The sequence below is a fragment of the Brachybacterium zhongshanense genome, from assembly GCF_055385755.1.
Genome location: NZ_AP043790.1, coordinates 2,435,461 through 2,461,733, shown reverse-complemented (window position 1 = coordinate 2,461,733; position 26,273 = coordinate 2,435,461). Strand labels below are relative to the sequence as shown.

Annotated in this window: 20 protein-coding genes; 16 read left to right on the top strand and 4 right to left on the bottom strand. The window is 71.4% G+C overall.

What is annotated here, in order from left to right:
- The first annotated feature begins 14 nt into the window (after window positions 1-14).
- From ACZ5AJ_RS11070 to ACZ5AJ_RS11035, 8 genes are all read left to right on the top strand, one after another.
- Window positions 15-2,369, top strand: coding sequence for a heavy metal translocating P-type ATPase (locus ACZ5AJ_RS11070; protein WP_464134334.1), 2,355 nt, complete (start codon window positions 15-17; stop codon window positions 2,367-2,369).
- A gap of 156 nt (window positions 2,370-2,525) precedes the next feature.
- Window positions 2,526-3,320: a class I SAM-dependent methyltransferase gene (locus ACZ5AJ_RS11065; protein ID WP_464134331.1), complete on the top strand. Its 795-nt coding sequence runs from the start codon at window positions 2,526-2,528 to the stop codon at window positions 3,318-3,320.
- Between the two features lie 203 nt (window positions 3,321-3,523).
- Window positions 3,524-4,726, top strand: coding sequence for an SPFH domain-containing protein (locus tag ACZ5AJ_RS11060; RefSeq protein ID WP_464134329.1), 1,203 nt, complete (start codon window positions 3,524-3,526; stop codon window positions 4,724-4,726).
- A 49-nt stretch (window positions 4,727-4,775) separates the two neighbouring features.
- Window positions 4,776-6,161: a TFIIB-type zinc ribbon-containing protein gene (locus ACZ5AJ_RS11055; RefSeq protein ID WP_464134326.1), complete on the top strand. Its 1,386-nt coding sequence runs from the start codon at window positions 4,776-4,778 to the stop codon at window positions 6,159-6,161.
- 84 nt (window positions 6,162-6,245) lie between these two features.
- Window positions 6,246-6,566, top strand: a complete 321-nt coding sequence (locus ACZ5AJ_RS11050) for a hypothetical protein (RefSeq protein ID WP_464134322.1) — start codon at window positions 6,246-6,248, stop codon at window positions 6,564-6,566.
- 7 nt (window positions 6,567-6,573) lie between these two features.
- On the top strand, window positions 6,574-8,286 hold the full coding sequence (locus tag ACZ5AJ_RS11045; RefSeq protein ID WP_464134320.1) for an FAD-binding dehydrogenase: 1,713 nt from the start codon (window positions 6,574-6,576) through the stop codon (window positions 8,284-8,286).
- Between the two features lie 249 nt (window positions 8,287-8,535).
- Window positions 8,536-9,771 (top strand): endonuclease/exonuclease/phosphatase family protein, encoded by a 1,236-nt coding sequence (locus ACZ5AJ_RS11040; protein ID WP_464134315.1) that lies wholly within the window; start codon window positions 8,536-8,538, stop codon window positions 9,769-9,771.
- Window positions 9,772-10,028: 257 nt separating this feature from the next.
- Window positions 10,029-11,108 carry a sulfurtransferase gene (locus ACZ5AJ_RS11035; RefSeq protein WP_464134311.1) on the top strand — a complete coding sequence of 360 codons (1,080 nt, stop codon included), beginning with the start codon at window positions 10,029-10,031 and terminating at the stop codon, window positions 11,106-11,108.
- A gap of 218 nt (window positions 11,109-11,326) precedes the next feature.
- On the opposite strand, the gene ACZ5AJ_RS11030 is transcribed toward ACZ5AJ_RS11035, so the two are convergent.
- Window positions 11,327-13,198 carry an alpha/beta hydrolase gene (locus ACZ5AJ_RS11030; protein WP_464134309.1) on the bottom strand — a complete coding sequence of 624 codons (1,872 nt, stop codon included), beginning with the start codon at window positions 13,196-13,198 and terminating at the stop codon, window positions 11,327-11,329.
- Window positions 13,199-13,305: 107 nt separating this feature from the next.
- On the opposite strand from ACZ5AJ_RS11030, the gene ACZ5AJ_RS11025 reads away from it, so the two are divergent.
- Window positions 13,306-14,247, top strand: a complete 942-nt coding sequence (locus ACZ5AJ_RS11025; protein WP_464134306.1) for a phosphoglycerate dehydrogenase — start codon at window positions 13,306-13,308, stop codon at window positions 14,245-14,247.
- A 25-nt stretch (window positions 14,248-14,272) separates the two neighbouring features.
- On the opposite strand, the gene mtnN is transcribed toward ACZ5AJ_RS11025, so the two are convergent.
- Entirely contained in the window at window positions 14,273-15,043 is a 771-nt protein-coding gene (mtnN, locus tag ACZ5AJ_RS11020; RefSeq protein ID WP_464134304.1) for a 5'-methylthioadenosine/S-adenosylhomocysteine nucleosidase, read from the bottom strand.
- 103 nt (window positions 15,044-15,146) lie between these two features.
- Here mtnN and ACZ5AJ_RS11015 point away from each other — a divergent pair, with 103 nt between their 5' ends.
- Window positions 15,147-16,043 carry an alpha/beta hydrolase fold domain-containing protein gene (locus tag ACZ5AJ_RS11015; protein ID WP_464134302.1) on the top strand — a complete coding sequence of 299 codons (897 nt, stop codon included), beginning with the start codon at window positions 15,147-15,149 and terminating at the stop codon, window positions 16,041-16,043.
- Window positions 16,044-16,114: 71 nt separating this feature from the next.
- Here the strand turns inward: ACZ5AJ_RS11015 and ACZ5AJ_RS11010 are convergent, their stop codons facing one another.
- Window positions 16,115-16,825: a lysoplasmalogenase family protein gene (locus tag ACZ5AJ_RS11010; RefSeq protein ID WP_464134299.1), complete on the bottom strand. Its 711-nt coding sequence runs from the start codon at window positions 16,823-16,825 to the stop codon at window positions 16,115-16,117.
- A gap of 167 nt (window positions 16,826-16,992) precedes the next feature.
- Entirely contained in the window at window positions 16,993-18,807 is a 1,815-nt protein-coding gene (argS, locus tag ACZ5AJ_RS11005) for an arginine--tRNA ligase (RefSeq protein ID WP_464134297.1), read from the bottom strand.
- A 144-nt stretch (window positions 18,808-18,951) separates the two neighbouring features.
- Between argS and ACZ5AJ_RS11000 the strand changes: the two genes are divergently transcribed.
- The 6 genes from ACZ5AJ_RS11000 (at window position 18,952) to ACZ5AJ_RS10975 (ending at window position 26,160) form a co-directional block, all read left to right on the top strand.
- Window positions 18,952-19,371, top strand: a complete 420-nt coding sequence (locus ACZ5AJ_RS11000; protein WP_464134291.1) for a YccF domain-containing protein — start codon at window positions 18,952-18,954, stop codon at window positions 19,369-19,371.
- Window positions 19,372-19,384: 13 nt separating this feature from the next.
- Window positions 19,385-20,431 (top strand): alpha/beta hydrolase, encoded by a 1,047-nt coding sequence (locus tag ACZ5AJ_RS10995; RefSeq protein WP_464134287.1) that lies wholly within the window; start codon window positions 19,385-19,387, stop codon window positions 20,429-20,431.
- Window positions 20,431-21,987, top strand: a complete 1,557-nt coding sequence (locus ACZ5AJ_RS10990) for an alcohol acetyltransferase (protein ID WP_464134284.1) — start codon at window positions 20,431-20,433, stop codon at window positions 21,985-21,987. The genes ACZ5AJ_RS10995 and ACZ5AJ_RS10990 overlap by 1 nt, the downstream gene beginning before the upstream one ends.
- Window positions 21,984-22,739 (top strand): DUF6320 domain-containing protein, encoded by a 756-nt coding sequence (locus tag ACZ5AJ_RS10985; RefSeq protein WP_464134282.1) that lies wholly within the window; start codon window positions 21,984-21,986, stop codon window positions 22,737-22,739. The genes ACZ5AJ_RS10990 and ACZ5AJ_RS10985 overlap by 4 nt, the downstream gene beginning before the upstream one ends.
- Before the next feature lie 193 nt (window positions 22,740-22,932).
- The gene (locus tag ACZ5AJ_RS10980; RefSeq protein ID WP_464134279.1) at window positions 22,933-24,717 is read left to right on the top strand and encodes a DUF7937 domain-containing protein; all 1,785 of its coding nucleotides are present in this window, start codon (window positions 22,933-22,935) and stop codon (window positions 24,715-24,717) included.
- 135 nt (window positions 24,718-24,852) lie between these two features.
- Window positions 24,853-26,160, top strand: a complete 1,308-nt coding sequence (locus ACZ5AJ_RS10975; RefSeq protein WP_464134276.1) for a uracil-xanthine permease family protein — start codon at window positions 24,853-24,855, stop codon at window positions 26,158-26,160.
- Window positions 26,161-26,273 lie beyond the last annotated feature (113 nt).

Below are 26,273 nucleotides of genomic sequence, written 5' to 3'. Positions count from 1 at the left end.
CCAGGAGGTCCGTCGTGAGCAGTCCGACCGCATCGCAGCCCGTCGCTCCCCTCGAGGTCATCGACCTCGAGGTCGGAGGGATGACCTGTGCCAGCTGCGCCGCCCGCATCGAGAAGAAGCTCAACAGGCTCGACGGCGTGACCGCGGCGGTCAACTATGCGACCGAGAAGGCCAGCGTCCAGGTTCCCGAGGGCACCACCGCGGAGGACCTGATCGCGGTCGTCGAGCGCACCGGCTACACCGCGCAGGTGCCTGCTCCGCCGGAGCCGGCCCCGTCGTCGGCCGACGGTGCGACAGGCCCTGTCGCGAGCGGCGGCGAGGACGCGGCGGACGACCTGGAGCTCGCCTCCCTGCGTCAGCGGCTGATCGGCGCGGCGATCCTCACCGTGCCCGTGGTCGCCCTCGCGATGATCCCCGCCCTCCAGTTCGACTACTGGGGCTTCGCCTCGCTGGTGCTCGCGGCGCCCGTGGTGGTGTGGGCCGGATGGCCCTTCCATCGTGCGGCGGCGATCAACGCCCGCCACGGCGCCGCCACCATGGACACCCTGGTCTCGGTGGGAACCTCCGCGGCCTTCCTGTGGTCCATCGTCGCCCTGTTCCTGGGGTCCGCCGGCGAGCCCGGGATGCACCACTCCTTCTCCCTCACCCTCGAGCGCTCCCACGGGCTGGACAGCATCTATCTCGAGGTCGCCGCAGGCGTGATCACCTTCGTCCTGCTGGGACGCTATCTCGAGAGGCGCTCGAAGCGGCAGGCCGGAGCCGCTCTCCGGGCGCTCCTGCAGATGGGGGCGAAGGAGGTCTCCGTCCTCCGGGAGGGCCGTGAGCATCGCGTGCCGATCGACCGACTCGCCGTCGGCGACGAGTTCGTGGTCCGCCCTGGGGAGACCATCGCGACCGACGGTGAGGTCGTCTCAGGATCCAGCGCCGTGGACCGCTCGATGCTGACCGGGGAGTCCGTCCCCGTCGAGGTCGGCGAGGGCGATGCGGTCACCGGCGCGACCGTCAACGTCGGCGGGCGCCTGGTCGTCCGGGCGACGGGCGTCGGGACCGACACCCAGCTGGCGAAGATGGCGAAGCTCGTCGAGGACGCGCAGTCCGGCAAGGCCGAGATCCAGCGGCTCGCCGATCGCGTGGCCGGCGTGTTCGTCCCGATCGTGTTCGCCATCGCCGCGATCACCGTGGTCGGCTGGCTGATCGCCGGAGGCGGCGCCGTGATGGCGGGGACCGCCGCCGTCGCCGTGCTGATCATCGCGTGCCCCTGCGCCCTGGGGCTCGCCACTCCGACGGCCCTGCTGGTCGGCACCGGCCGCGGTGCCCAGCTCGGCGTGCTCATCAAGGGCCCCGAGGTGCTCGAGTCCACCCGCCGTGTCGACACCGTCGTGCTCGACAAGACCGGCACCGTCACCACCGGCACCATGACCCTGCAGGACGTCCGTCCGGCCCGCGGCACCGACCGCGGCGAGCTGCTGCGCCGGGCCGGCGCCGTCGAGGCCGCCAGCGAGCACCCCGTCGCGCGGGCGATCGTCGCCGGAGCCCGCCAGGAGCTGGGCGATCTGCCCGCGGTCGAGGGCTTCGAGAACCTCGCCGGCCGCGGCGTGCGCGGCACGGTCGACGGCACGGAGGTCCGCGTCGGGCGCGGCCTGCTGGCCGGCGGGACCGCGGTCCGGGCCGACGGAGCCGACGGGGTCGACGGGGCCGACGGCGCCGACGGGGCTGACGGGCTGGATGCCGATCTCGTCGCCGCCCAGGACGAGGCCCGTGCGGCGGGCCGCACCGTCGTCCCCGTGATCTGGGACGGGCGCGTGCAGGGTCTGCTCGCCGTCGCCGACGAGGTCCGCCCCACGAGCGCGCAGGCCGTCCGCGAGCTGCGGGATCTCGGCCTCGAGCCGGTCCTGCTGACCGGGGACCACGAGACCGTCGCCCGGGCCGTCGCCGCCGAGATCGGCATCGAGCGCGTCGTCGCTGGCGTCCTGCCCGAGGACAAGGTCGACGTGGTCACCGCGCTGCAGGCCGAAGGTCGCGCCGTCGCGATGGTCGGCGACGGCGTGAACGACGCCCCGGCCCTGGCCACCGCCGACCTGGGCCTTGCGATGGGGACCGGCACCGATGTCGCCATCGAGGCCGCCGACATCACCCTGGTGCGCGGCGATCTGCGTGCCGCGGTCGATGCGATCCGGCTGTCCCGTCGCACGCTCGGCACCATCAAGGGCAACCTGTTCTGGGCCTTCGCCTACAACACGGCGGCGATCCCGATCGCCGCCCTGGGGCTGCTGAACCCGATGCTCGCCGGCGCCGCCATGGCCTTCTCCAGCGTCTTCGTGGTGACCAACAGCCTGCGTCTGCGCGGCTTCCGCAGCGTCAGCGGCTGACGACGGTCGGGAGGCCCCGGGACCGGAGACGAGACAGGAGACCGGACTGGGGCGAGACCGGAGCGGGACCGGAGAGGGACTGGAGCAGGACCGGAGTCTGGGCCGGAGGCGGGACCGTCGCCGGTGCCCGCGGTCCTGATCTGGCACGATGCCGGCATGACGGACTGGGTCGGCACGGCAGCGGCGTATCGGCGCTCCTTCGCGACCCTGTGCGCGGGGACGATCGAGCCGCTCCTGGACGCGACCGGAGGATCGTCGCGAGCCGGGAGAGTGCGCCATCTGGACCTCGGATGCGGTACCGGCGAGCTCGCCGTCGCCGCCTCGAGGAGAGGGAGGAGCATCGTCGCCGCGGACCCCGATCTCGAGATGGCGGCGCTGACCCGCGAGGCCCTCGCCGGGCACGACGGATCCGTCGTGCTCGACGCGGGCGCGCCGACCCTCCCGATCGCCTCCGGAGCGATGGATGCGATCACCGCGAACTTCGTCGTCAATCATGCTCCGGATCCGCGAGCCACGGTCCGTGACCTCGTGCGTGTCGCCGCCCCGGGAGCACCGGTCGCGATGACCATCTGGACGACCGAGCCGGGGCCCCACCTCACGACCTTCGCCGCCGCGGCCGAGGAGGCCGGAGCGGTGCCCGTCCCGAGCTCCCGCCTGCCTGCGGACAGGGACTTCCCGCGCACCGCCGCCGGACTCGGAGGGATCGCAGGGGAGGCCGGGCTCCGCGTCGAACGGGCAGAGGAGCTGCGCTGGACCTGGAGGATCGCCGCGGACGACCTCATGGCGGGGATCTCCGCCGGGATCGCCGGCCCCGGACGCCTGCATCGTGCGCAGACGCCTGCCGTCCGCGCGGACACGGAGCGAGGCGCCCGTGCGCTGTGGGAGGAGTTCCGTGACGGAGAGGTCCTCGCGTTCCCGGTCGTGGCGGCGCTCATGGTCGGTCGGGCCTGATCCGTCGGTCCCGGCCTCCCGGACCGGACCTGCCGGGCCGGACCTGCCGGGCCGGACCTGTCGGACGGGATCCGCCCGACCGGACCTGTCGGGCCAGGAGGGGGATAGCCGGAATATCCGGCATTCGGAGGATCCGGCCGGGGTCCAGGGAGCGACGGCTACGATGGTGCGGATCACATCATGGGGAACAATGAGGAGGCGACATGGGATTCATCCAGGCATTCAAGGGCGCTGTCGGCGGGATGCTCGCCGACCAGTGGAAGGACTTCCTGACCATCCCGAACGGGCTGCCGCAGACGGCGGCCCTGTTCCCGGCGGTCCCGCAGGGCACCAATGCCGGCCGCGGCTCGAACACCCGCGGCTCGGAGAACATCATCACCAACGGCTCCAAGATCCTCGTGCCCCAGGGGTACGGCCTGATCACCGTGGTCGACGGGCGCGCGACCGGACTCGTCACCGAGGCGGGCGGCTACGAGTTCAACGACTCCTCGCCCGACGCGCAGTCGGTCTTCGCGGGCGACAGCATCCTCGCCTCGACGGTCGGGATGTCGTGGGAGCGCTTCAAGTACGGCGGCCGTCCCGGCTCCCAGCAGCTCGCGTTCTACGTGAGCCTCAAGGAGCTGCCGGACAACCGCTTCGGCACCCAGTCGGAGATCTATTGGGATGACGCGTACCTGAACACGCAGGTCGGCGCCGTCTGCCGCGGCTCGTACACGATGCGGATCGTCGACCCGCTGCTGTTCGTGCACAACTTCGTGCCCGCCTCCTTCATCTCCGCGAACGCCCCGGTCTTCGACTTCGCCGACCAGGACAACGCGGCCGGCGCACAGCTGTTCACCGAGGTCGTCGGCTCCCTCGCGGCCGCGTTCTCCCGTTACACGAACGATCCCGACAAGGGCAACCGCATCTCCCGCATTCAGGGCGACTCGGTCGGCTTCGCGCAGTCGCTCTCGGCCGCCGTCGAGGAGGGCTACCGCTGGTCCACCGATCGCGGCCTCGCGATCGTGAAGACGGCGATCGCCTCGATCGAGTACGACCAGCGCACCCGCGAGCTCCTCGCCGACGTGCAGAAGGCCGACGCCCTCTCCGGCGCCCGCTCGCAGTCCTTCATCAACCAGGCCGTCGCGCGCGGCGTGCAGGGCGCCGGCGAGAACGGCGGCGGTGCGGGCCTGGCCATGTTCGGCATGGGCGCGGGTGCCGCGGGCGGCCTCGTCAATCCGGTCCAGCAGGGCTTCCCGCAGCAGGGCGCGCCTCAGCAGGCGGCCCCGCAGCAGGCCGCTCCGCAGCCCGCGCCCGCGGCCGAGGACCCGGTCGCGAAGCTCGCCCAGTACAAGCAGATGCTCGACCAGGGCCTGATCACCGCGGAGGACTACGAGGCGGCGAAGAAGAGCGCGCTCGGGCTCTGACCCGAGCCGCCGCGCGAGAACGAGACGAGACCCGGAGACCCGATACGAGATGAGCGTTCCTCCTCAGAGCCCCGCGCCCGGGTACGGCGACGGGCGGGACCCGCAGCAGCAGGTCCCGTCCGTCCCGCCGACGGGCGGGGCGCAGCCCGCCGTCCCGTCGGCCGCGCAGCCGCAGCCTGCGCAGCAGCAGCCTCCGGTCCCGCAGCAGCCCGCCGGGCAGCAGCCGTCGGTCCCTCCGCAGGGCGACGGCAACCGGATCATCGACACCAGCGTCCAGCGCGAGGACGGCCTGGACAAGTGCCCGCGCTGCGGCAGCACGGACATCCGGTACGACATCAACGCCAAGGCGCTGACCTGCACGTACTGCCGCTACCAGTGGAACGAGGCCAACGCCGAGAAGACGTTCGGCCTCGACTCCGCGATCTCCGAGCTGCGCGGGCACACCATGGCCTCCGGCACCGCGGACGTGCGCGAGGACTCCTCGGTCGTGACCCTGAAGTGCCAGGGCTGCGGCGCCGAGGTCGTCATCAACGCCGACGAGCAGCTCCAGGCCCGCTGCCACTGGTGCCGTCAGACCCTCTCGATCAACACGCAGATCCCCAACGGATCCGTGCCCGACGCCATCCTGCCGTTCGCCCTGACCAAGGAGCAGGCGATGGCGAAGATCGAGGAGTTCGTCCATGCCCGTCGGACCTTCGCCGCCTCGAAGTTCAAGCAGGAGTTCGTGGCCGACAACGTGATGGGCGTGTACATCCCGTACATGATCGTGGACGGCAACATGCACGCCCTGCTGCGCGGCACCGGCGAGGTCACCACCCGCCAGTACACGGTGCGTCGGAAGGTCGGCAAGGACCAGTACGTCACCGAGACCTATTACGACGCCGACGAGTACGCCGTCCAGCGGGCCTTCGACATCCTCGTCGACGACCTCGCGGTGGAGTCCGCGGCCCGCTACTCCGCGCACGACAACTCGCAGGCCACCAACAACATCCTCAACGCGGTCCAGCCGTACGACACGCAGAACGCGGTCGCCTACAACTCCAACTACCTCAAGGGGTTCACGTCCGAACGGCGAGACCTGAACATCCGCGACGTCGACGACACCGTCGAGGACAGGTTCCTGGCGATCGCCCGGGCGAAGGCCCAGCCCACCGTCTCCCGTTACGACCGGGGCGTGCGCTGGGAGCAGGAGGGCGTGGCCGTGCGCGGCACCCGCTGGGTCGCGGTGTACGTGCCGGTGTGGCTGTACAGCTATGCCGAGTCCGCGACCGGCGACTCCCTGGTCCACTACATCGCCGTCAACGCCCGCAACGGCAACACGATGGGCTCCGTGCCCGTCTCCCACCCCAAGATCTTCGCGCTGTCCTGCGCGCTGGGGACGATCGCCGCAGTGATCGGAGCGGTCGTCGGCATCGGATGGTTCCTCGCCGGCTGAGGCCGACGCACCTCGCGCATCGGCACGACCGGTGCCACCATGGAGCTGCGGTCCCCGGATCGCGGCCACGGAAAGGAGGGGCACATGCTCCCGCTGCTCGCCGACGTCATGGCGAACCCCGCCACCCCCATGCTCCTGGCCGACGGCGACGATGGGGCCATCGGGATCGCCCTCCCCTTCATCGCCGGCCCCGCCGTCTTCATCGGCGTCTACCTGGGGATCTACCGCTACTACCGCAACACCGACAAGCGCTTCCACTTCGAGCGGAAGACCGATGTGTCCGTCGGCAACCTCAAGACCGCCGACAACCGCCGCGGGTCGAACAACCGACAGCGCACCCGCAGGATGAGCGGTGCGAACGAGGACTCGCATCTCGAGCGGGTGCGTCGGATCAGGGTGGAGTGACCCTGCGATGGAGGGCTGCGACGCGATCGTGATCGGCGCGGGCCTGTCGGGCCTGGTCGCCGCGACCGTCATCGCCGACGGCGGCCGACGGGTCCTGCTGCTCGAGCGCGAGGGCGAGCAGGACCTGGGTGCCCAGGCCTGGTGGAGCTTCGGAGGGCTCTTCCTCGTCGACTCCCCGGAGCAGCGGCGCCTCGGGATCCGCGACAGCCTGGAGCTCGCCCGCCAGGACTGGCTCGGAACAGCGGCGTTCGACCGGCCCGAGGACCACTGGCCGCGGCGCTGGGCCGAGGCCTACCTCCGGTTCGCTGCCACCGAGAAGCGCGAGTGGCTGCATGCCAAGGGCGTGAGGTTCTTCCCCGTCGTCGGCTGGGCCGAGCGGGGCGACGGACGGGCCGACGGGCACGGCAACTCCGTGCCCCGATTCCATATCACCTGGGGCACAGGACCCGGCGTCGTCGACCCCTTCCTCCGCCGCCTCGCGCACCATCGCGAGCGCGGTGCGATCGTGCTGGAGACCCGGCGCGCCGTCGAAGAGCTCCTCGTCGAGAGCGGAGCCGTCGTCGGCGTCCGAGGCTCCGTCCTCGCTTCCGACCCGACCGAGCGCGGCCGCGGATCGTCCCGCGAGGCGATCGGCGTCTTCGAGCATCGCGCCCCCGCCGTCGTGCTCGCCACCGGCGGGATCGGCGGGAACGAGGAGCTCGTGCGCAGTCTGTGGCCCGCGGAGCTCGGAACCATGCCGCAGAGCCCCGTGCACGGCGTCCCGGCGAGCGTCGACGGGACCGGGATCCTCGCCGCCGAGCGCGCGGGGGCCAGCTGGATCAACCGCGACCGCATGTGGCACTACACCGAGGGCGTGCGCAACTGGGATCCCGTCTGGCGGGGCCACGGGATACGCATCCTGCCCGGCCCGTCGTCGCTGTGGGTGGACGCGCGCGGGCACCGCCTTCCCGCCCCTGCCTTCCCGGGGTTCGACACCACCTCGACCCTGCGCCATCTGCGCACGACCGGGCACGACCACTCCTGGTTCGTGCTCACCCCCAGGATCATCGAGAAGGAGTTCGCCCTCTCCGGCAGCGAGCAGAACCCGGACCTGACCGGCAAGGACGTCCGCCTCGTGCTCTCGCGGGCGAAGGCCGGAGCGCCCGGGGCCGTGCAGGCCTTCCTCGATCACGGGGAGGACTTCCTGCAGGCGGCGACCGTCCCGGAGCTGGCCGCGAAGATGAACGCGGTGACCGGTGAGGACCTCATCGACCCCTCCGCGCTCGAGCGCACCATCCGCGCCCGCGACGCCGGGATCGTCAACGCCTACGGCAAGGACGCCCAGATCACGGCCGTGCGCGGCGCTCGCAGATATCTCGGGGACCGCCTCATCCGCACCGCCGCCCCGCACCGTCTGCTCGACCCGGCAGCCGGCGGGCTGATCGCTGTTCGCCTGCACGTCCTGCTGCGCAAGACCCTCGGGGGACTCGAGACCGACCTCTACGGCCGCGTCCAGCGGGTCCCCGCCGCTGGAGCCGCCGCTGGTGGCGCCGCTGGTGGCGCCGCCGCCTCGCCCTGGGCGGCCGACCGCCCCCTGCCCGGGCTGTACGCCGTCGGCGAGGCCAGCGGCTTCGGCGGCGGTGGGGTCCACGGCCGCAGCGCCCTCGAGGGCACCTTCCTCGGCGGCTGCCTGTTCTCCGGCCGACAGGCCGCGCTCGGCGTCCTCGAGCAGCTGCGATGACGGCCGACGACGGACCGGCGGGCGAACACCTGTCGATCCTGCTCGTCGGCGCCGTCGGGATCACAGGCTCCGGGCGCTCACGCGCTAACGCGTGCACGGGCGCCGACGCGCGGACCGGGCGGACCGGGGTGCGCCGCGCCTCGAGCCGTGCTCGATCGGCGGGCTCGGACGATGCGCTCGTCGAAGCGTCTTCCTGCTCTGTCCACAGGTCCTGGCGCGGGCCCTGTGCTCCCGTGCACAATAGAGGCCATGCCATCGATGATCAGCCGACGTGGAGCACTCACCGCCGTCGCAGCCGCAACCCTCGGGATCCCCGTGGTCGCGGGGCAGGAGGACTCCGCCGAGGCCGACCCCGGCCGCTACGGGACGCGTGGCGCGAACGTGCGCTTCGCGACCTACAACACCTCCCTGAACCGAGCGACCGAGGGCGCGCTGATCGCCGACCTGAGAGGCGGCACCGACCCCCAGGCGAAGGCGATCGCACAGGTCATCCAGATCAACAATCCCGATGTCCTGCTGCTCAACGAGTTCGACCATGACGACGCCGGCGAGGCGATCGAGCTGTTCCGCAGCGCATACCTGCAGGTCGGACAGAACGGTTGCACGCCCGTCTACTACCCGTACATGTACACGGCACCGGTCAACACGGGTGTCCCGAGCGGCCTGGACCTCGACGGCGACGGGACGGCAGAGGGGCCCGACGACGCCTTCGGGTACGGCGACTTCCCCGGCCAGTACGGGATGGTCATCCTCTCGCGCTATCGGATCCTCACCGACCAGGTGCGCACCTTCCAGCAGCTGCTGTGGTCGGACATGCCCAGCAGCCTCCTGCCGATCGAGCACTACGGTGCGGAGAAGGCGTCGAAGCTGCGTCTGAGCTCGAAGTCCCATTGGGACGTCCCCGTCAAGCTCGGCTCCGACGTCGTCCACGTCCTCGCCTCGCACCCCACCCCTCCGAGCTTCGACGGCGACGAGAAGCGCAACAAGCGTCGGAACTTCGACGAGATTCGACTGTGGTCGGAGTACATCACCGGCGGGGACGGAGCCGACTGGATCGTCGACGACGCCGGCGGTAGGGGCGGGCTCGCTCCCGGGGAGTCCTTCGTGATCATGGGCGATCTGAACTCCGATCCGTCCGACGGGGACTCCTGGCCGGGCGCGATCGACCAGCTGCTCGACCACGCCAGGGTCCGCGACACCAGACCCTCCAGCGCGGGCGGCACCGAGGCCGCCGAGGACCAGGGCGCCGTCAACGCCGAGCATGGAACCGACTCCCGCCTCGACACCGCCGACTTCGCCGAGGAGTCGGGGCCGGGGAACCTCCGAGTGGACTACGTGCTGCCGTCCTCGGATCTCCATCCCGTCAGCTCGGGCGTCTACTGGCCCGCATCCGGACAGACCGGCAGCGAGCTCACCGGCGTGGCACCCTTCCCCACCTCTGACCACCGCCTGGTGCGTGTGGACGTGCACATGCCGCGGCTCTGAGTCGCCACGCGTCAGGGCGCTCGGCATCCACGGGTCAGGGCGCTCGGCGTCCACGCGTCAGGGTGCACGGCATTCACGGGCAGTGCGCTCGGCATCCACCGGATCGTGCCAGCCCCGGTGCTCCGGAACCGGATCTCTCCACCGAGCTGCGCCGTCGTCCGCGGTGAGACCTCGATGCATGGTCCACGGCCAGTGCGTTCCTGACGGCGGTCGGCGACGGCGCTCGCGTCGGTCCGCCCACGTCGTACGCTGGTCGCATGTCGACCTCGTCCAAGCTGCCGCCGATCATCGATGCTGATCAGCTGCGTGATCTGATCGCCGAGTCCACCGCGCTGAGCGGTGCTGCCACCGACGGCGCCGCCACCGACGGTGCCTCCGCTGACGGTCCTTCCGCCGGCGGCGCCCCCGCATCGCGTCCGCTGCGCCTGCTGGACGTGCGATGGGCCCTCGATGGATCCAAGGGGCGCAGCACCTATCGCGCGGGCCACATCCCCGGCGCCGTCTACGTCGACCTCGAGTCTGAGCTCGCCGCTCCTGCAAGCCCGCAAGCTGGTCGGCACCCTCTGCCCCCGCCCGAGGAGTTCGCCGCGACGCTGCGGCGCGCAGGCGTCGACGACGGCATGCGCATCGTCGTCTACGACGACACCGATGGCGCTCCCTCCGGACGCCTCGTGTGGATGCTCCGCGCTCTCGGTCATGATGCCGCCGTGCTCTCCGGAGGGCTCGCGGCCTGGACCGGCGGTGCGGACGCATCTCCCCATGACCTCGAGATCGGCGACCCCACGCCCAGCCCTGCAGCTGGCAATGTCACCGCTCGGGAATGGTCCTCGGCCGTCATCGCGACCATCGACGAGGTCGCTGCCGCGTCCACTGCGGCTGGGTCTGCTGCTGCAGGGTCTGCTGCTGCAGTGCCCGCTGCTAGCGGGTCTTCTGGTGCCGAATCCGCCGGTGCAGGTACATCCGGTGCGGGTTCATCCGATGCTGTCGAGACGCCGCTCATCATCGATGCCCGAGCGGCCGCCCGCTACCGGGGCGAGACGGAGCCTGTGGATCCGCGTGCGGGTCACGTGCCCGGTGCCGTGAACCTCCCGTACCCAGGGAATCTCGATGAGGAGGGCCGCTTCCTGCCTCCACCGGCGCTGCGCGAGCGTTTCGAGTCTGTGGGGGCACGGGAGGATCGGGAGATCATCGTGTACTGCGGCTCCGGAGTGACTGCGACCCATGACATCCTCGCGCTCCAGCGTGCGGGGTTCACGAAGGTTCGGCTGTTCCCCGGCTCGTGGTCCCAGTGGAGCGCGGACCCGTCTCGGCCCCTCGAGACCGGCACCGGCCGCTGATCGGAGCCGAGCGGCTCCTTGGCGGGGGAAGTGTCCGTCTACCGTCGCTCGGGCGGCTCTGGAGCGGTGGTAGACGGACACTGCTCGGTCTTCTGGCGGGGTGGACGGACACTGCTCGGCGCTGAGCGACGGCAGATGGAAGACGGCAGACGGCAGACGGCAGACGGTGGACCGTGGACGGGCGCTGCGCAGTGCGACGTCCGGGGTCTGCGAGGTCGTCAGACTCCGCTGTGCTCGCGGATTGCACGGGTGATGGCCTGGTGGAGACGACGTCGGGCGTGCTGATCCAGGCCGCCCTCGTGGTTGCGCCGGCCTGCCTTCGCCTCGCGGGGCGCGGGGGTGCCACCGTCGGCCTTCGCCTCGCGGGGCGCGGGGGTGCCGTCCTGTCCGAGGACGGCGGCCCAGATGGGGACCATCTCCTGGTGATAGGAGTGGCCGTGGCCGCCGGAGGCCTTGACGGAGAGGGGCATGTCGGAGGCGATCTGCCAGAAGCTGATCCAGGGGAACCAGCGCACCGATGGGCTGACGTCGTGGCCAGCGCGCTCGCGCAGCCAGGCGGGCTCCTCCCACAGCAGGGAGGGCTGCCACCAGACGACGGGGTCGGAGGGGTGCTGGGCGTAGACCACTCGTGGGAACTCCCAGTCGGCGTAGAGGCCGCCCCAGTAGTTGCGCTCGAGGTCGCGGGGGCGGGTGACGACGCGGATGTGCTCGCCGTCGGCGAAGATGGGTGCGACGGCGGGGGAGCCGGGGCGTGCGTGGGCGGTCAGCTGCTTCCACAGCGGCGTGAACGAGGGGGTGCCGGTCCAGACGGCGCCGTCGACCTTGCGGAGCATCTCGGGGACGTCGCGGAATGCCGCCTGGCCTCCGAAGGATCCGAGGGATTCTCCGGCGACGAAGAAGCGGGGACGCTGATCCGGGGGGATCTTGTCGAGGCGTCGTCGGACCGCGGTGAAGAGGAGGCGCCCTGCCTCCTGCGGTGTGCGGCGGTCCAGCATGTAGCTCAGCCCGGAGGTGTACACGGAGTACTGCAGGGAGGCGGTCGCGCAGTTCCCGCCGGTGAGGAACTCGATGGCTGAGATCGACCATTCCTGCAGCCAGCCGGTGCCGGTGCCGGTGAAGAGGGCGAGCACGTCCCGGTCCCAGGCGTCGGTGCGGTCGAGTTCGGCGAGGACGGCGTCGACGGTCTGCTCGAGGGTGCGGGAGGTGGACTTGCCGGCGTAGACGCGGATCGGCTCCATGGCGTCGGCCCCGGTGGTGCGGGCGATGACCTCGGCGGATGCTCCACCGGAGACGATCTTGCGGCCCGGGGCGCCGAGCGACTCCCAGCTCTCGTGGGAGGCCGGGCTGCCGGAGCGGAGAGGGGAGGTCGGTCGCGGGACGTCGGGGGAGATGCGTCGGTTGGCCTCTTCGGCGCGCTCGATCATCTGCTCGAGGACTCGTCCGCGCAGGAGTCGTTCGAGCAGGATGACGACGGTCGCGGTGGTCAGTGCGATCGAGACGACGCGCACTGCACGGGTGGGCAGGTAGGGACGGAGCAGCGCCCGGTACATCGAGGAGGTCGCCCGCACGGTGCGGACCGCGATGAGCGCGCTCACGGAGGCGCTGAGGCCCCCGACGGTGCCGACGACGTGGGTGGCGAGGTTCTTGGGCTCCTGCTGCACGAGGTGGCTGATCTCCCGCTGACGCATAACACCCCGCACCCATGAGTAGGCGGAGATGCTGACGAGCGCCGCGGCGCCGGCGAGCCGGGCCCTCTCGCGATGGTCCTCGGCGATGTCCAGGCTCAGCCCGATCGCGCGGGCGCCGCGGAGGGCGATCTTCTCAGCCACCACTCCGGTGGCGTAGCCGTAGATCTGGGAGAGGCCGATGTTGACCGACCACATCCACCAGGTGCGCGGCAGGAGGCTGGGGGAGGTGGAGATCCAGCCGGTCGCGGAGGCGCCAAGGAACCCGCCGGTGGACAGCGGTCTGGTGATCGCGGTGCGCCGCGCTCGGGCCCTCGTCGCGCGGGTGACCGACCGCGTGATCCGGGCGGCGCCGACGAGCGCTCGTCCGAGCCTCTGGGCAGGGGAACCGGAGCGGAGAAGCATGAGCGCAGGCTATCGGACGCCGTCCGTCGGGGTCTGCCCGTGCCGACGGACGTTCCCGGCCGACGGACGCGCCCTTCTCCTCCGCTCGCGGGTCGTAGCCTGGGGAGATGAAGATCCTCCTCCCCGATACCGTCGCCCTGGACCCCGCTCTGCCTGAGGGATGGGAGGCCGCGGTCGTCGACGCGCGCGCCGAGATCCCTGCCGAGCATCATGACGCCGACGTCCTGGTGCTGTGGGGGCCATCGCGCCGCCATCTCGCCTCGGCCGCCTCCGATCTGCCGCGTCTGCGCTTCGTGCAGTCGCTGTCCGCGGGGGTCGAGGGCATCCTCGCCGCGGGCTTCCGCGAGGATGTCGTGATCGCCAACGGCGCCGGACTGCACTCCGCGACCGTCACCGAGCACACGGTCGCGCTGCTGCTGACGCTGGTGCGGCGCATCCCTGAGGCGCTAGAGGCGCAGGAGCGCCATGAGTGGTCGGAGGAGCTCGGCGGGCTGCAGCCGCTGCATCCGGAGGGGCGCATCACGACGCTGATCGGGGCGAACGTGCTGATCTGGGGGTTCGGGCAGATCGGGCAGACGCTCGCGCCGATCCTCCAGGGTCTGGGCGCGAACGTGCGCGGTGCCGCCCGCAGCGCGGGGGAGCGCGCTGGCTTCGAGGTCATCGCCGAGTCCGACGTCCGCTCCGTGCTGCCGACGACGGACGTGCTCGTGAACATCCTTCCCGCCACCGACGCGACCCGCGGCGCGGTCGATGCGGATCTCCTCGCCGTCCTGCCGGATCATGCCCTGTTCGTCAACGTGGGTCGCGGGACCACCGTCGACCAGACGGCCCTGCGCGAGGCCCTCGAGGCGGGCACGCTCGGGGGCGCTGCTCTGGACGTGACCGACCCGGAGCCGCTCCCGGCCGACGATCCGCTGTGGGACGCGCCGCGGCTGGTGATCACCTCGCATGCCGCCGGCGGGCGCCCCGTCGGGGCCGACGAGCGCATCGCCCGCAACCTGCAGGCCTTCGTCGATGGCTCCGAGATCTTCTCCGTGGCCGCTCGCTGAGAGCTTCCCCTTCGCCCTCCCCGCGTCAGGCGGCGAGCATCCCTGCGAGCTGCTCGACGGCCCGGGCGGAGGTCTCGGCCACGAGATCCAGCTCGAGGTGGAACTGCTGGCCGGCGGCGGGGCCGCACAGGTCGGAGACCGCGCGCAGTGCGGTGAACGGCACGCCGAGGACCTCGGCGGTGCGGGCGATCGCGGTGGTCTCCATGTCCGCGCTCAGCGCCTCGGGGAAGCGCTCGCGCATGGGAACCGCGATGTCGGCGGTGACGAAGGCGTCGCCCGAGAGCATGAGCCCGCGGCGCGCTGTCAGTCCGGCGCGGGCGGCGTCCTCGCCCGCGGCCGCGTCTCGGGCCGTGCTCTCGGCCGCTGCGTTCTCGGCGGCGGCTGTCAGCGCGGCGTCGGCGAGGTGGCGCTCCGGGCCGCCCGGGACCTGGCCGGGGGCGTAGCCGAAGGCGGTGGCATCGGCGATCGACCAGGTGAAGCTCTCGCCGATGATGAGGGTGCCGACCTCGACGTCGGCCGCGAGGCCGCCGCAGGAGCCGGCGGAGACCACGGCGCGCGGGCCGACGGCGAGGATCGCCCAGGTCGTGGCAGCGGTCGCCGCTGCGACCCCGATGCCGCTGGTCACCACGGTGGTGTCGAGGCCGGCGAGGCGCCCGCGCACGGCGGAGGCGCCGCGGAGGAAGGGGACGGGGAGGTCTGCGGCGTCCTCGAGTCGGCCGACGATCGGAGCCGCCTCCTCGGGCATCGCGGCGATCACCAGGAGGGGACCCGGGCCTGCGGTCGGATTCGTCGTCATGCTCGCAGGTTATCCGGTCCCGAGGTTCGTTAGGCTGGGCAGGTCGGGACGAGGCGGCCTCTTGGCCGCGGAGCGGTCGCAGGACCGCAGGACGGAGGAGACCATGGGACGCATCCGGGACGCCGTCGTGGGGGGAGCCCGCACCGTGAGCCGGATCCCCATCCCGTCGACGCTGACGCACCAGGCGCTGCGCGAGGCTCGTCGGCCGCTGCCGCCGTCGAGCGTGCTCAAGGCCCATGCCGTGGAGGTCCAGATGCTCGGGCGCACGCGCAGCGTGTGGCTGGACCGTCATCGGGCCTCCGAGGGGATCATCGTGCATCTGCACGGCGGCGCCTACGTGTCCGGCCCCTTCACGAGCGACTGGGCGTGGCTGTCGCGACAGGTCGACGCCCACGGGGGCGCGGGGCTGCTGGTGGATTACCGCACCGCCCCCGACCACGCCCATCCGATCGCGCTCGACGACACCGAGGCGGCGCTGAGCGCCCTCGTCGAGCAGGGTGCGATCGGCGAGGTGCCCTGGATCCTCAGCGGCCAGCATGCGGGCGGCGGTGCCGCCTTCTCGGTGGCCCGGCGCCTGATCGACCAGGAGGCGATCCCGGCGCCGGCGGGCGTCGTCGCGGTCTCACCGTGGCTCGACCTGGAGCTCGCCAACTCGGGGATCACCGAGACGGGCCAGAGCGATCCCGTGCATGAACGGCGCCTGCTGCGCGATGCCGCGAAGGTCTACGCAGGACGGACCCCGCTGGACGATCCGGAGCTGTCGCCGATGAACGCCTCCTTCACGGGACTGCCGCCAGTGCACCTGAGCGTCGGGCTGAGGGATCTCTTCCTCGCCGACGTCCGGGTGGCGAAGCTCCAGCTCGAGGAGCGAGGGGTCGACCTCACCTATCGGGAGGTCAGCGGGCGTCTGGGCCTGCAGCTGCTGGTGCGCCACGGCGAGGACATGGACCGCCTGCACCGCGAGCAGGCGGACTTCATCGCCGAGCGTCTGGGCGCCTGAGCCGCCGCCCGGCGACCGTCCCGGATCGTCCGGCCCTCGACGGCCACCATCCGGCCCTCGACGGCCACCGTTCAGCTCTCGATGATCACCAGGGCGGACGATGCCCGCGAGGGGGCCCAGCGGCGGGAGGGCATGCTCCGGATCATCCCGCCGATCAGCAGGGCGTGGCCGACGATGTAGGTGACCATGACCAGCAGGGTGCTCGATGAGATCGCCGCGCCCGGCAGGAACCATTCGATCGCGAGGATCGAGCTGGACAGCAGGAACAGGGTGCCGCCCATCCAGGTCAGCAGGTTGATGCCGGCGGAGAGGAAGGCCACCGCTGCGAGCGCGAGGGAGTACACGGCCACCAGCGGCAGCATGTCCCCGGCGCCGTCGCTGCAGGCGACGAACAGTCCGATGATCACGGCGCCGTAGGGGATCGCGAGGGCCGCTCGCAGCGGATCGCGATGGCGGATCCACAGGGGGAGCATCGCCAGCGCGTAGCAGACCAGGGTCACCAGGAAGCAGACGACTGTGATCGACTGCGGACCCGTGACCCCGGTGATCTGGCCGGCGGTGTCCCCGGCGAGAGAGGTGACCAGGCCCGCGGACAGCAGGATCACGGTGCGGTTCAGTCGCGGTGCGGCCGTCAGCAGGACGCCCAGCAGCAGCGGGGCGAAGAGCGCCTGGCTGCTGTTGCGGATCAGGTCTGCCCCGCCGATGAGCGCGCCGATGTGGATCAGTGCGGTCAGGGCATAGGCCACCCAGAGGGTGGCATGGACGGTCCGCAGAGAAGGCACGGAACCAGGCTAGGGAGGCATCGCATACCGCAACAGGGGGACGAAGCCCTGGTGGGGGCACGGTTCCGTAACGGCTTGACGCTCTGTGACCTGCGCATCGCGATCCGAGCGACGCGGCTCACAGCGGCCGGCGCCTCACACGCTCGACGCCCTTGCTTCTGCTGCGGTCACATCTGCTGCGGCGCGTTCACACCGAGGGCGTCGAGCCCTGCGACGAGGACCTCCTCGGTCAGCGCCGCCAGGGCGAGGCGGCCGGCACGGACCGCCTCGTCGGACTCCTTGAGGATCGGCGAGGCCTCGTAGAAGCCCGTGAAGGCCTGCGCGAGGGAGAACAGGTAAGCGCACAGGCGGTGCGGCTCGTACTGCGCTCCGACCAGCTCCAGGGTCGGTGCGAAGTCCAGCAGCTGCAGCGCGAGCGCGCGCTCGGCATCGTTCACGACGTGCGGGGCGTCGGCGGCGGTGACGCCCTGGGCCTCGGCCTTGCGGCGGATGGAGCGGATCCTCGCCACCGCGTACTGGAGGTAGGGGGCGGTGTTGCCGGTCAGGGCGAGCATCCGGTCGAGATCGAAGGTGTAGTCGGAGTCGTGCGCGGTGGACAGGTCCGCGTACTTGACTCCGCCGATGCCGATGTCGTGGGCGATCGAGGCGCGCTCCTCCTCCGGGAGGTCGGGGCGCAGGTCGTCGATGACGGTGCGGGCCTTCGCGACCGCCTCCTCGAGCAGCGCCATCAGCCGCAGGGAGGAGCCGGAGCGGGTGCGCAGGATCTTGCCGTCCTCGCCGAGCACGGAGCCGATCTTCACGTGCGAGGCGGCGACGTCGTCAGGCAGCCAGCCGGCTTCGGCAGCGGTCGTGAAGACCATCTGGAAGTGCAGCTCCTGGGCGGTGCCGACGACGTAGGCGATGCGGTCGGCGTGCAGGTCGGCGACGCGGTGGCGGATCGCTGCGAGGTCCGTGGTGGCATAGCCGTAGCCGCCGTCGGACTTGCGGATGATCAGCGGCAGCGGCTGCTCGTCGCGGCCCGTGAAGCCCTCGGGGAAGACGCAGAGGGCACCGTCGGAGATCCTCGCGATCCCGTCGGCCTCGAGGTCCGCGCAGACGGCGGCGAGCTGGTCGTTGTAGGTGGACTCGCCCGCGAGATCCGCATCCGTGAGAGTCACGTCGAGCGTGTCGTAGATGCGGTGGAAGTACTGCTTGGAGAGGTTGACCAGGTCGGTCCAGATGCGCAGGGATTCGGCGTCGCCCGACTGCAGGGTCGCCACCCGACGACGGGCCCGCGACGCGAAGTCGCTGCCGGCCTCTGCGCCGTCGGCCCCGGCACCGGCGGCCCCTGCGCCGTCGGACCCCGTGGCCCCGCCCCCCGCCTCGGCGGCGTCGAACTTCGCGCGCGCAGCCTGGTAGAACGCGTTCGGGTCCGTCTTGAGGAGGTCGGCCTCCGCGCTGTCCTCGCCGACCTCGAGCAGGTGCTCGATGAGCATGCCGAAGGGGGTGCCCCAGTCGCCGATGTGGTTCTGGCGCACGACGGTGTGGCCGAGCTTCTCCAGCGTCCGGGCGAGGGCATCGCCGACGACGGTGGTGCGCAGATGGCCGACGTGCATCTCCTTGGCGACGTTCGGCGCCGAGTAGTCGATGACCACGGTCTGGGGGGAGGCGGCGGGCACGACCCCCAGCTCGGCGGAGGCATCCTTCAGCTGCGCCGCCTGGGCCGCGATCCACTCGGTGCGCAGACGGATGTTCAGGAAGCCCGGGCCCGCGATCTCGAGAGGCTCGGCGATGTCGTCCAGATCGACCGCATCGAGGATCTCCGCAGCGATGTCCCGGGGCTTCCTCCCCAGTCGCTTGGCCAGCCCCATCGCCGCATTGCACTGGAAGTCCGCGAACTGCGAGGGGCGGATGATCGGGTCCGCGTCGGCGTACTCGGGCCCGAAGGCGGCGACGAAGGCGGACTGGAAGCGCTGGGTGAGCGCGAACTCGGGAGCAGGCATGGGATCCAGGGTAATCGAGGGCGACCGACCGGTCGTCGGCGATCCAGTCCTCGCGACGTGATGCTCGACCGAGGTCGGAGCGGGGAAGGCGGAGCGGGGGCTGTCCCCCTGGCCGTCGCCGCCGGCGATGCCTAGGGTGGCTCCATGCGCTCTCTGATCGCCCTCGTCCTGAACATCATCTGGCTGGTCACCGCGGGGTGGGCCCTCTTCCTGGGGTACCTGCTCGCCGGGGTCCTGGCCTGCATCTTCATCGTCACCATCCCGTTCGGCATCGCCTCCTTCCGCATCGCCGGGTTCGTGATCTGGCCCTTCGGCCGCGAGGTCGTGGACACCGGGCGCACCGGCGCGGCCGGCGCGGTCGGGAACGTGGTGTGGTTCCTGATCGCCGGCTGGTGGCTCGCCCTCGGGCACATCGGCACCGCCATCGCTCAGGCCATCACGATCATCGGCATCCCGCTGGCCTGGGCGAACATCAAGCTGATCCCGGTGACCTGCTTCCCCTTCGGCAAGGAGGTCATCGCGACCTCCGATGCCCGCGCACGCATGCTCCCGACTGCTCGATGAGGCCGGTCGGCGCGTGAATCCCCTGCTGAGGGCCGTTCTGGGTCTGTTCGCCGCCCCGAGGGTGAACATGCGGGAGGACTACGCGAAGGTCCGGCAGCTGCAGCGTCAGCTGGCCGCTCTACCGCGCCCCGGGTACCGCTCGGCCTCCTGGCGCACCGTCGTGGCAGGCGAGAGCAGCGCAGACAGCGGAGCCGGGGAGAGCGAGGACAGCGGAGCCGGGGAGAGCGGCGAGGCGCCTCCGGTTCGTGTGCGCGTGTTCGTCCCGCATGAGAAGCGGCGCGAGGATCTGCTGCTGTTCTTCCACGGCGGAGGCTGGGTGACCGGGGACATCGAGAGCTACACCCCGGCCTGCGCGACCATGGCAGACCTGACGGGGGCGGAGGTGGTCTCGGTCGACTACCGCCTGGCGCCCGAGCATCCGTTCCCTGCCGGTCTCGAGGACTGCTTCCGGATCGTGCATCGCCTCCTGGAGGATCCCTCCCCGGCCGGTCTCACCGATCCCGATCGGATCGTGCTGGTGGGGGACTCCGCCGGCGCGAACCTGGTGGCCGTCGTCTCGCTGATGCTGCACGAGCAGGGGATGCGCGGGGCATCGCGGCAGATCCTGCTCTATCCCGTGACGCACTGGGACCACGATCCGCGCACCTCGCCCTTCGCCTCCGTGCGCCGCCACGGAGCGGGTCTCCGTCTGACCAGCACCGAGGTCGAGGACTACATGCAGATGTACGTCCCCGATCCGAAGGATCGGCAGGACCCGAGGGTCGCCCCGCTGATGGCCCGCGACTTCTCCGGGCAGCCTCGCACGCTCGTGATCAGCGCCGAGCTGGACCTGCTGTGCGACGAGGGCGAGGCCTATGCCCGTGCGCTCGCCGACGCGGGCGTCGACGCGCGCCTGCACCGCGTCGAGGGCGCGCTGCACGGGTTCATCACGCTGCCCCGCTTCTCACGCTCCCTGCGGGATGCGTACGTGCAGATCAACGCCTTCCTCGACGAGGAACCCCCGGAGGCCGGGTCGCACCGGCCGCACGGGGCGCAGGGATCGCGCGAGGGCGCGGACTGATGGCCCGTCCCTGGGCGCGGCTGGACAACGCCTCGAACATCTTCCTGGCGGCTCGCACCGACAGGGATCCCAAGGTCTTCCGGATCGCCGCCGAGCTCGATCACGACGTCGATCCGGTGGTGCTGCAGACGGCGCTCGAGGCGACATACGCCGCCTACCCGCTCTACCGTGCGGTGCTGCGCCGCGGAGTGTTCTGGTACTACCTCCAGGACAGCGACCTCGTGCCGCAGGTCGCCGCCGAGACCACCGTGCACTGCGCCCCGCTCTACCAGGTCGATCGCCGCACGCTGCTGTTCCGCGTGATGCACCACCGTCGGCGCATCTCGCTGGAGGTCTTCCATGCCCTCTCGGACGGCACGGGAGCGCTGTGGTTCCTCAGCGATCTCGTCACGACGTACCTGCGTCTGCGGTCCTCGGAGTCGGCGGTCAGCGAGGCCGCTCCGCTGCAGGAGCTGACCGGGGACTCCTTCGCGCGGTACTTCCGGCGCGGAGGGAGAGCGCGGCGGCGCGCCCTGCGGGCCCGTCAGCGAGAGCGGTCCGAGCGGCGCACCAGGGCGGTCGCGGCGGGCGACCGCTCCGAGCAGGGGTCCGCCGTCGACGGGGAGGTCGCTGCGGCGGCATCGCTGATGGAGGGCCCGTCGCCCTCCGCTCCGCACCGCCGCGGCCGACGGGCACCGGCGCTCCGTCGGCCGACGATCGCCCGACAGCGCGCGCATCGCGTCCGCGGGACGCGCACCCCCGATCATCGGATGCGCGTCGTCGAGCTCACCATGCCGGTCCCCCAGGTGCTGGCCCTCGCCAGGGGCGAGGGCGTGTCGCTGACCATGCACCTCACGGCCATGTTCTTCGAAGCCGTGCGGAGGGCGGCCCCGGACCCTCGGAAGGAGATGCTGCTGACTGCCTCCGTGCCGGTGAACCTCCGCCAGTTCTTCCCCTCGACATCGGCCCGCAACTTCTTCGCGACCACACGGGTCGAGCATCGATACGGCGGTTCGGATCCGGCCGATGGCGGCTCCGCTCCGGCCGACGGGATCGGTGAGGTCGCCCGAGCGCTCGAGCGCGACTTCCGGGCGCAGGCCGATCCGTCGGCCCTCGAGGACCGGCTGCGACGCTTCCTGCGCTTCGAGCGCCACCCGCTGCTGAGGGTCGTGCCGCGTCCGGCGAAGGACGTGATCCTGCGCCTGATCAACAGCGTCAGCAACCGGGGTCTGAGCGTCGCCGTCTCCAACCTCGGCCGGGTGGTGCTGCCGGAGGGCGTCGACCAGCATGTCCGGCGGCTTGCCCTGACCGTCTCCGCGGTGCGGCCTCAGTTCGGCGCCGTCTCGCACGGGGATCTGCTGACGGTCACCTTCACCTCGCCGTTCGTCGAGACCGATCATGTGCGCGAGTTCGCGCGACTGCTGGTCGCGGCTGGCGTCGACGTGACGGTGGCTGCGGGACGGGTCTCCGAGGAGGAGCTGGACGACGCGGAGCCCGCCGATGCGGAGCCGGACAGGCCGGGTTCCGCCGACGCGGAGCCGGACAGGACGGGGTCCGACGACGAGGGGGCGGCATGAGCGGGACCGGACCCGTCGGCAGTGGCGCACCCATCGGAGGCGGCGAACCCATCGGAGGCGGCGGAGCCGTCGGCCGCGGCGGAGCCGTCTGCGAAGCATGCGCGGTGGCGATCGAGGGGACCTGGCGGATCTGCCCCCTGTGCGGCGGACCGGTCACGAGGCGGGGCCGCGCCGAGGCCGGGCCTCTGCCGGACGTCCCGCTGCGCTTCTCCCGACGGCGGCTGCTGCGGGCGCTCATGCTGACCTCGGTCGGGATGGTTCTGGCGTCCTTCGCCGTGCAGCTGCTGATCACCCCCGGGGTGCCGGGCCTCGGCATGCTGCGCTCGATCTGGCTCGCCGTGGGATCCTTGTGGCTGGTGGCCCTCGCCGCCGTGCGCAAGCGGCGCAACCTCGCCAAGACGACGCTCTACCTCGTGGTCCTGGTGGGCCTGGTCAGCGTGTACTGGGACTATCTGCTGGGATGGAGCGGCTGGTCGCTCGACTACGTCGTCCCGATCGTGTGCGGGTCCTCGCTGCTGGCGCTGATCATCCTCGTGCGGGTGATGCGGATCGAGGTGGGGGAGCACATCGTCCACAGCTCCCTGATCGTCCTGCTGGGACTGGCCCCCCTCGTGCTCCTGGCCCTGGGGTGGATCGCCGTGCCGCTGCCCTCGGTGCTCTGCGGAGCGCTGAGTCTGGTCGCGCTGACGACGCAGCAGCTCTCGACCCGCGGCGCCGTGCGCCACGAGCTCGCCAGGCGGCTGCATCTGTGATGCCGGTCGTCACCGCATCTCTGATGCCGGTCGGCACCGGATCTGTGATCTGCGCCGGCGATGACCCCACGATGCCGCCTGCGGCGCGTCGCCCGGGGACGACGCCCTGCGCATCCCTATGATCGGAGGCGGGCAGAGCGGCGGGACGGGGGAGCGCCCTCCGGTCGCCCGCAGGACAGTGGAGAGAGGGTCGATGGACAGGGATCGCCGGGACGAGGAGCCGCAGGATGCGGACTGGATCTTCGCCACCGACGATCCGCGCAGCCTTCCCACCGAGAGGCTCCCCTCACGGGCCGAATTCGACCGGTATGCCGCGCCGCTGCTCGCGCATCGGAGCACTCCTGCCATGCCGCAGGGCGAGAACGAGACCGTCGACCTCTCGGACATCGATCCGGAGGATCTCGCCGCCGACGCCTCCCCGCAGAGCGCGGGGCGCAGCAGCTCCTCGCCCTACGGCGTGATCGTGCCCAGCCCGCCGGGTGCGCAGGCCGCGGAGCCGGACGCCGTCACCGGTGCCCTCCCCGTCCTCGGATCTGACGATCCCAGCGCGCCCTCGCCCTCGACCTACGCCCGCTCCGGCACCACGCCGAACGAGGCCGATGCCGGCGACGGTGACGGAGCGCTCGGCGGGATCGTGCTGCCGGACCGCTTCCGCGAGCTCGGGGTGTTCGACGGCCTGCGGGACGTGCTCGCCCTGATCTGCCTGGTCTCGGCGCTGACCACGACCTTCACCCTCGCGGAGGTCCCGGTGCTGGGGACCGTCGCCAAGACCGCGATCGGCATCTCCCTGGTGGCGCTGATCGTCGTGCATCTGCTGCGCTGGATCCCGAGGAAACCGCCGATCGCGGCGGTGCGGGCGATCCGCATCCTCGGTCTGCTGCCGGCGCTCGCCGCCGCCCTGTTCGTGATCGGTGCGGACCTCGTGCTGTCGCTGCCGGTGCTGTTCGCCTCCCTGCCCGACGGGCCGCCGCTGGGGATCGGCGTCGGCGTGCCCCTGCTGCTGCTCGGTGCGATCGTCGGGATGGAGCCGCGCGCCCATGAGGGCTATCTGCCCACGAAGGTCGCCCAGCGGTGGGCTCGTCGGGCGCTGGCCGGCGTGGGCGTCGCGGCGGCCGCCGCGCTGCTGCTGGCGCTGGTCATGATCATCGGCCGGATCTTCACCACCGGCTGGGGATACTCGCTGATGACCTTCGCCAACGCCCTGATCTCGACGGTGCTGCTGACGCTCGTGCTCGCCTCGTCGCTGAGGCGTGACCGCTACTGGTTCGTGTTCTCCGCCGGGGCGGTGGGCGGCCTGATGATCGCGAGTCTCGCCGACAACACCCTGCGCCTCCAGTTCGCCGCCCCGATGAGCTTCGCGACCGGCTTCGTCTACCTGCCGTTCCTGTTCGCGGCGTTCGGGCTGATGATCTCGCGCTCCTTCGTGCGCACCATGCCCGTCTCCTTCGCCCGCCCGGACTGGCTGGTCTACACGGTGCGGGCCTTCGAGTTCAGCGCGATCATGCATGCCGCGGCGGTGCTGTGGCACCTCCTCGCCGCCGTCGCCGGGACCACCGGCATCTCCCCGGGAGGGCCGGTGCTCCATCTGCTGGACGCCCTCGTGTGCGCGATCTTCGTGCTGGTGTCGCTCACGGCCCGCAAGGCGCTGCTGGAGAAGCCCGCTGACCGTGCCCGCGCCTCCGGCGTCGTCTCCGGGCTGGTGCTGATCGTCGTCGGCTTCCTCGCCGTGATCGTGAACTCCCTGGCCACCGGGTACGGGGCAGGGCTCGTCACCGGTGGTGCCGCGCTCGCGATCGGCATCGCAGCGACGCTCATGCTGACGGTCCCGGCACCGGTGCGCGACGAGTTCGGCGCCCCCGATCTCGTGCAGATGTTCGCCGACTTCCGCAGCCGCGACAGCGGACGGGCCTCCCTGCTGGACCGCGTCCCGGACGTCACCGAGGAGCGCACCCGCAAGAAGACCTTCCCCGGCGGCTGAGCTCCCCGGAGATCCCTCTCGCGACCGGGACCACCGTCACCCGGAGCCCGGGTCCGGCGCGGTACTCTTCCCTCGGTGCCGCTCCCCGATGCTGATCGCGGCCCGTCCCGTCCCCGATGAACACCTGGGAGAGCCATGCCCGTCTGGACCCTGCACGGCGACGGCCGCAGCGTCGCCCCCGACGCCATCGTCAAGCCCGAGGAACGACTCGCCTGGCCGGTGATCATCGGCATCGGCGCCCAGCATGTCGTGGCCATGTTCGGCGCGACCTTCCTGGTGCCGCTGCTGACGGGCTTCCCGCCGTCGACGACGCTGCTGTTCTCAGGCATCGGCACCCTGCTGTTCCTGACGATCACGCGCAACAAAGTGCCCAGCTACCTCGGCTCCTCCTTCGCGTTCATCGCCCCGATCACGGCGGCGACAGCATCGGACTCGATGGGTGCGGCGCTCGGCGGCGTCATGATCACGGGAGCGCTGCTGGCGCTGCTGGGACTGCTGGTCACCCGCGTGGGCACCGCATGGATCGGGCACCTGATGCCGCCCGTGGTGATGGGCTCGATCGTCGCTCTGATCGGGTTCAACCTCGCCCCCACCGCCTATGAGAACTTCCAGGAGTCGACGGTGACCGCCGTGGTCACCCTGGTCGCGGTGGTGCTGTGCACGGCGCTGTTCAAGGGGCTGCTGGGGCGCATCTCCGTGCTGCTCGGCGTGATCGTCGGCTACGTGTGCGCCGTGATCCGCGGAGAGGTCGACTTCTCGCGGGTGGCCGAGGCCGACTGGTTCGGCCTGCCCCAGTTCCATCACCCCGAGTTCTCCCTCGGCCTGCTGCCGATGTTCCTCCCGGTCGTGGTCGTGCTGCTGGCGGAGAACGTCGGCCACGTCTCGAGCGTCGGCCTGATGACCGGACGGAACCTCGACCACATGGTCGGCCGCACCCTCGCCTCGGATGGTCTGGCGACGATGCTCTCGGCAGGCTTCGGCGGCTCTCCCACGACCACCTACGGAGAGAACATCGGCGTCATGAGCGCCACCCGCGTCTATTCGACCGCCGCCTACTGGGTGGCCGGCGTCGTCGCCGTGCTGCTCTCGCTGTCCCCGAAGGTGGGGGAGCTGATCTTCACGATCCCCGCGGGCGTGCTCGGCGGCGTCACCTTCGTGCTGTACGGCCTGATCGGCATCGTCGGCGTGCGCATGTGGGTCGACGGCCGCGTGGACTTCTCGCGCCCCAAGAACCAGATCACCGCGGGCGTCGCGCTCGTCGTCGGCATCGCCAACGTGACCTGGACCTTCGACGGGATCACGCTCACCGGCATCACGCTGGGCACCGTCGCGGCGCTGGTGATCTATCACGTCATGGACCGGCTCGGCCGGATCACGGGGACCGAGACGGTCTCCGAGCCCGCGGAGGTCATCGAGCCGGCCGCTCCCTCCGGCGAGGGCTGAGACGCCGACGACCTCGTCCGGGGAGGGCCCCTCTTCCGGTCCATGGTCACGACCTGCTGACAACGTCACATCGCCATCGACGCGCGTAAACAGGTAAGGCTACGCTTCCTCCC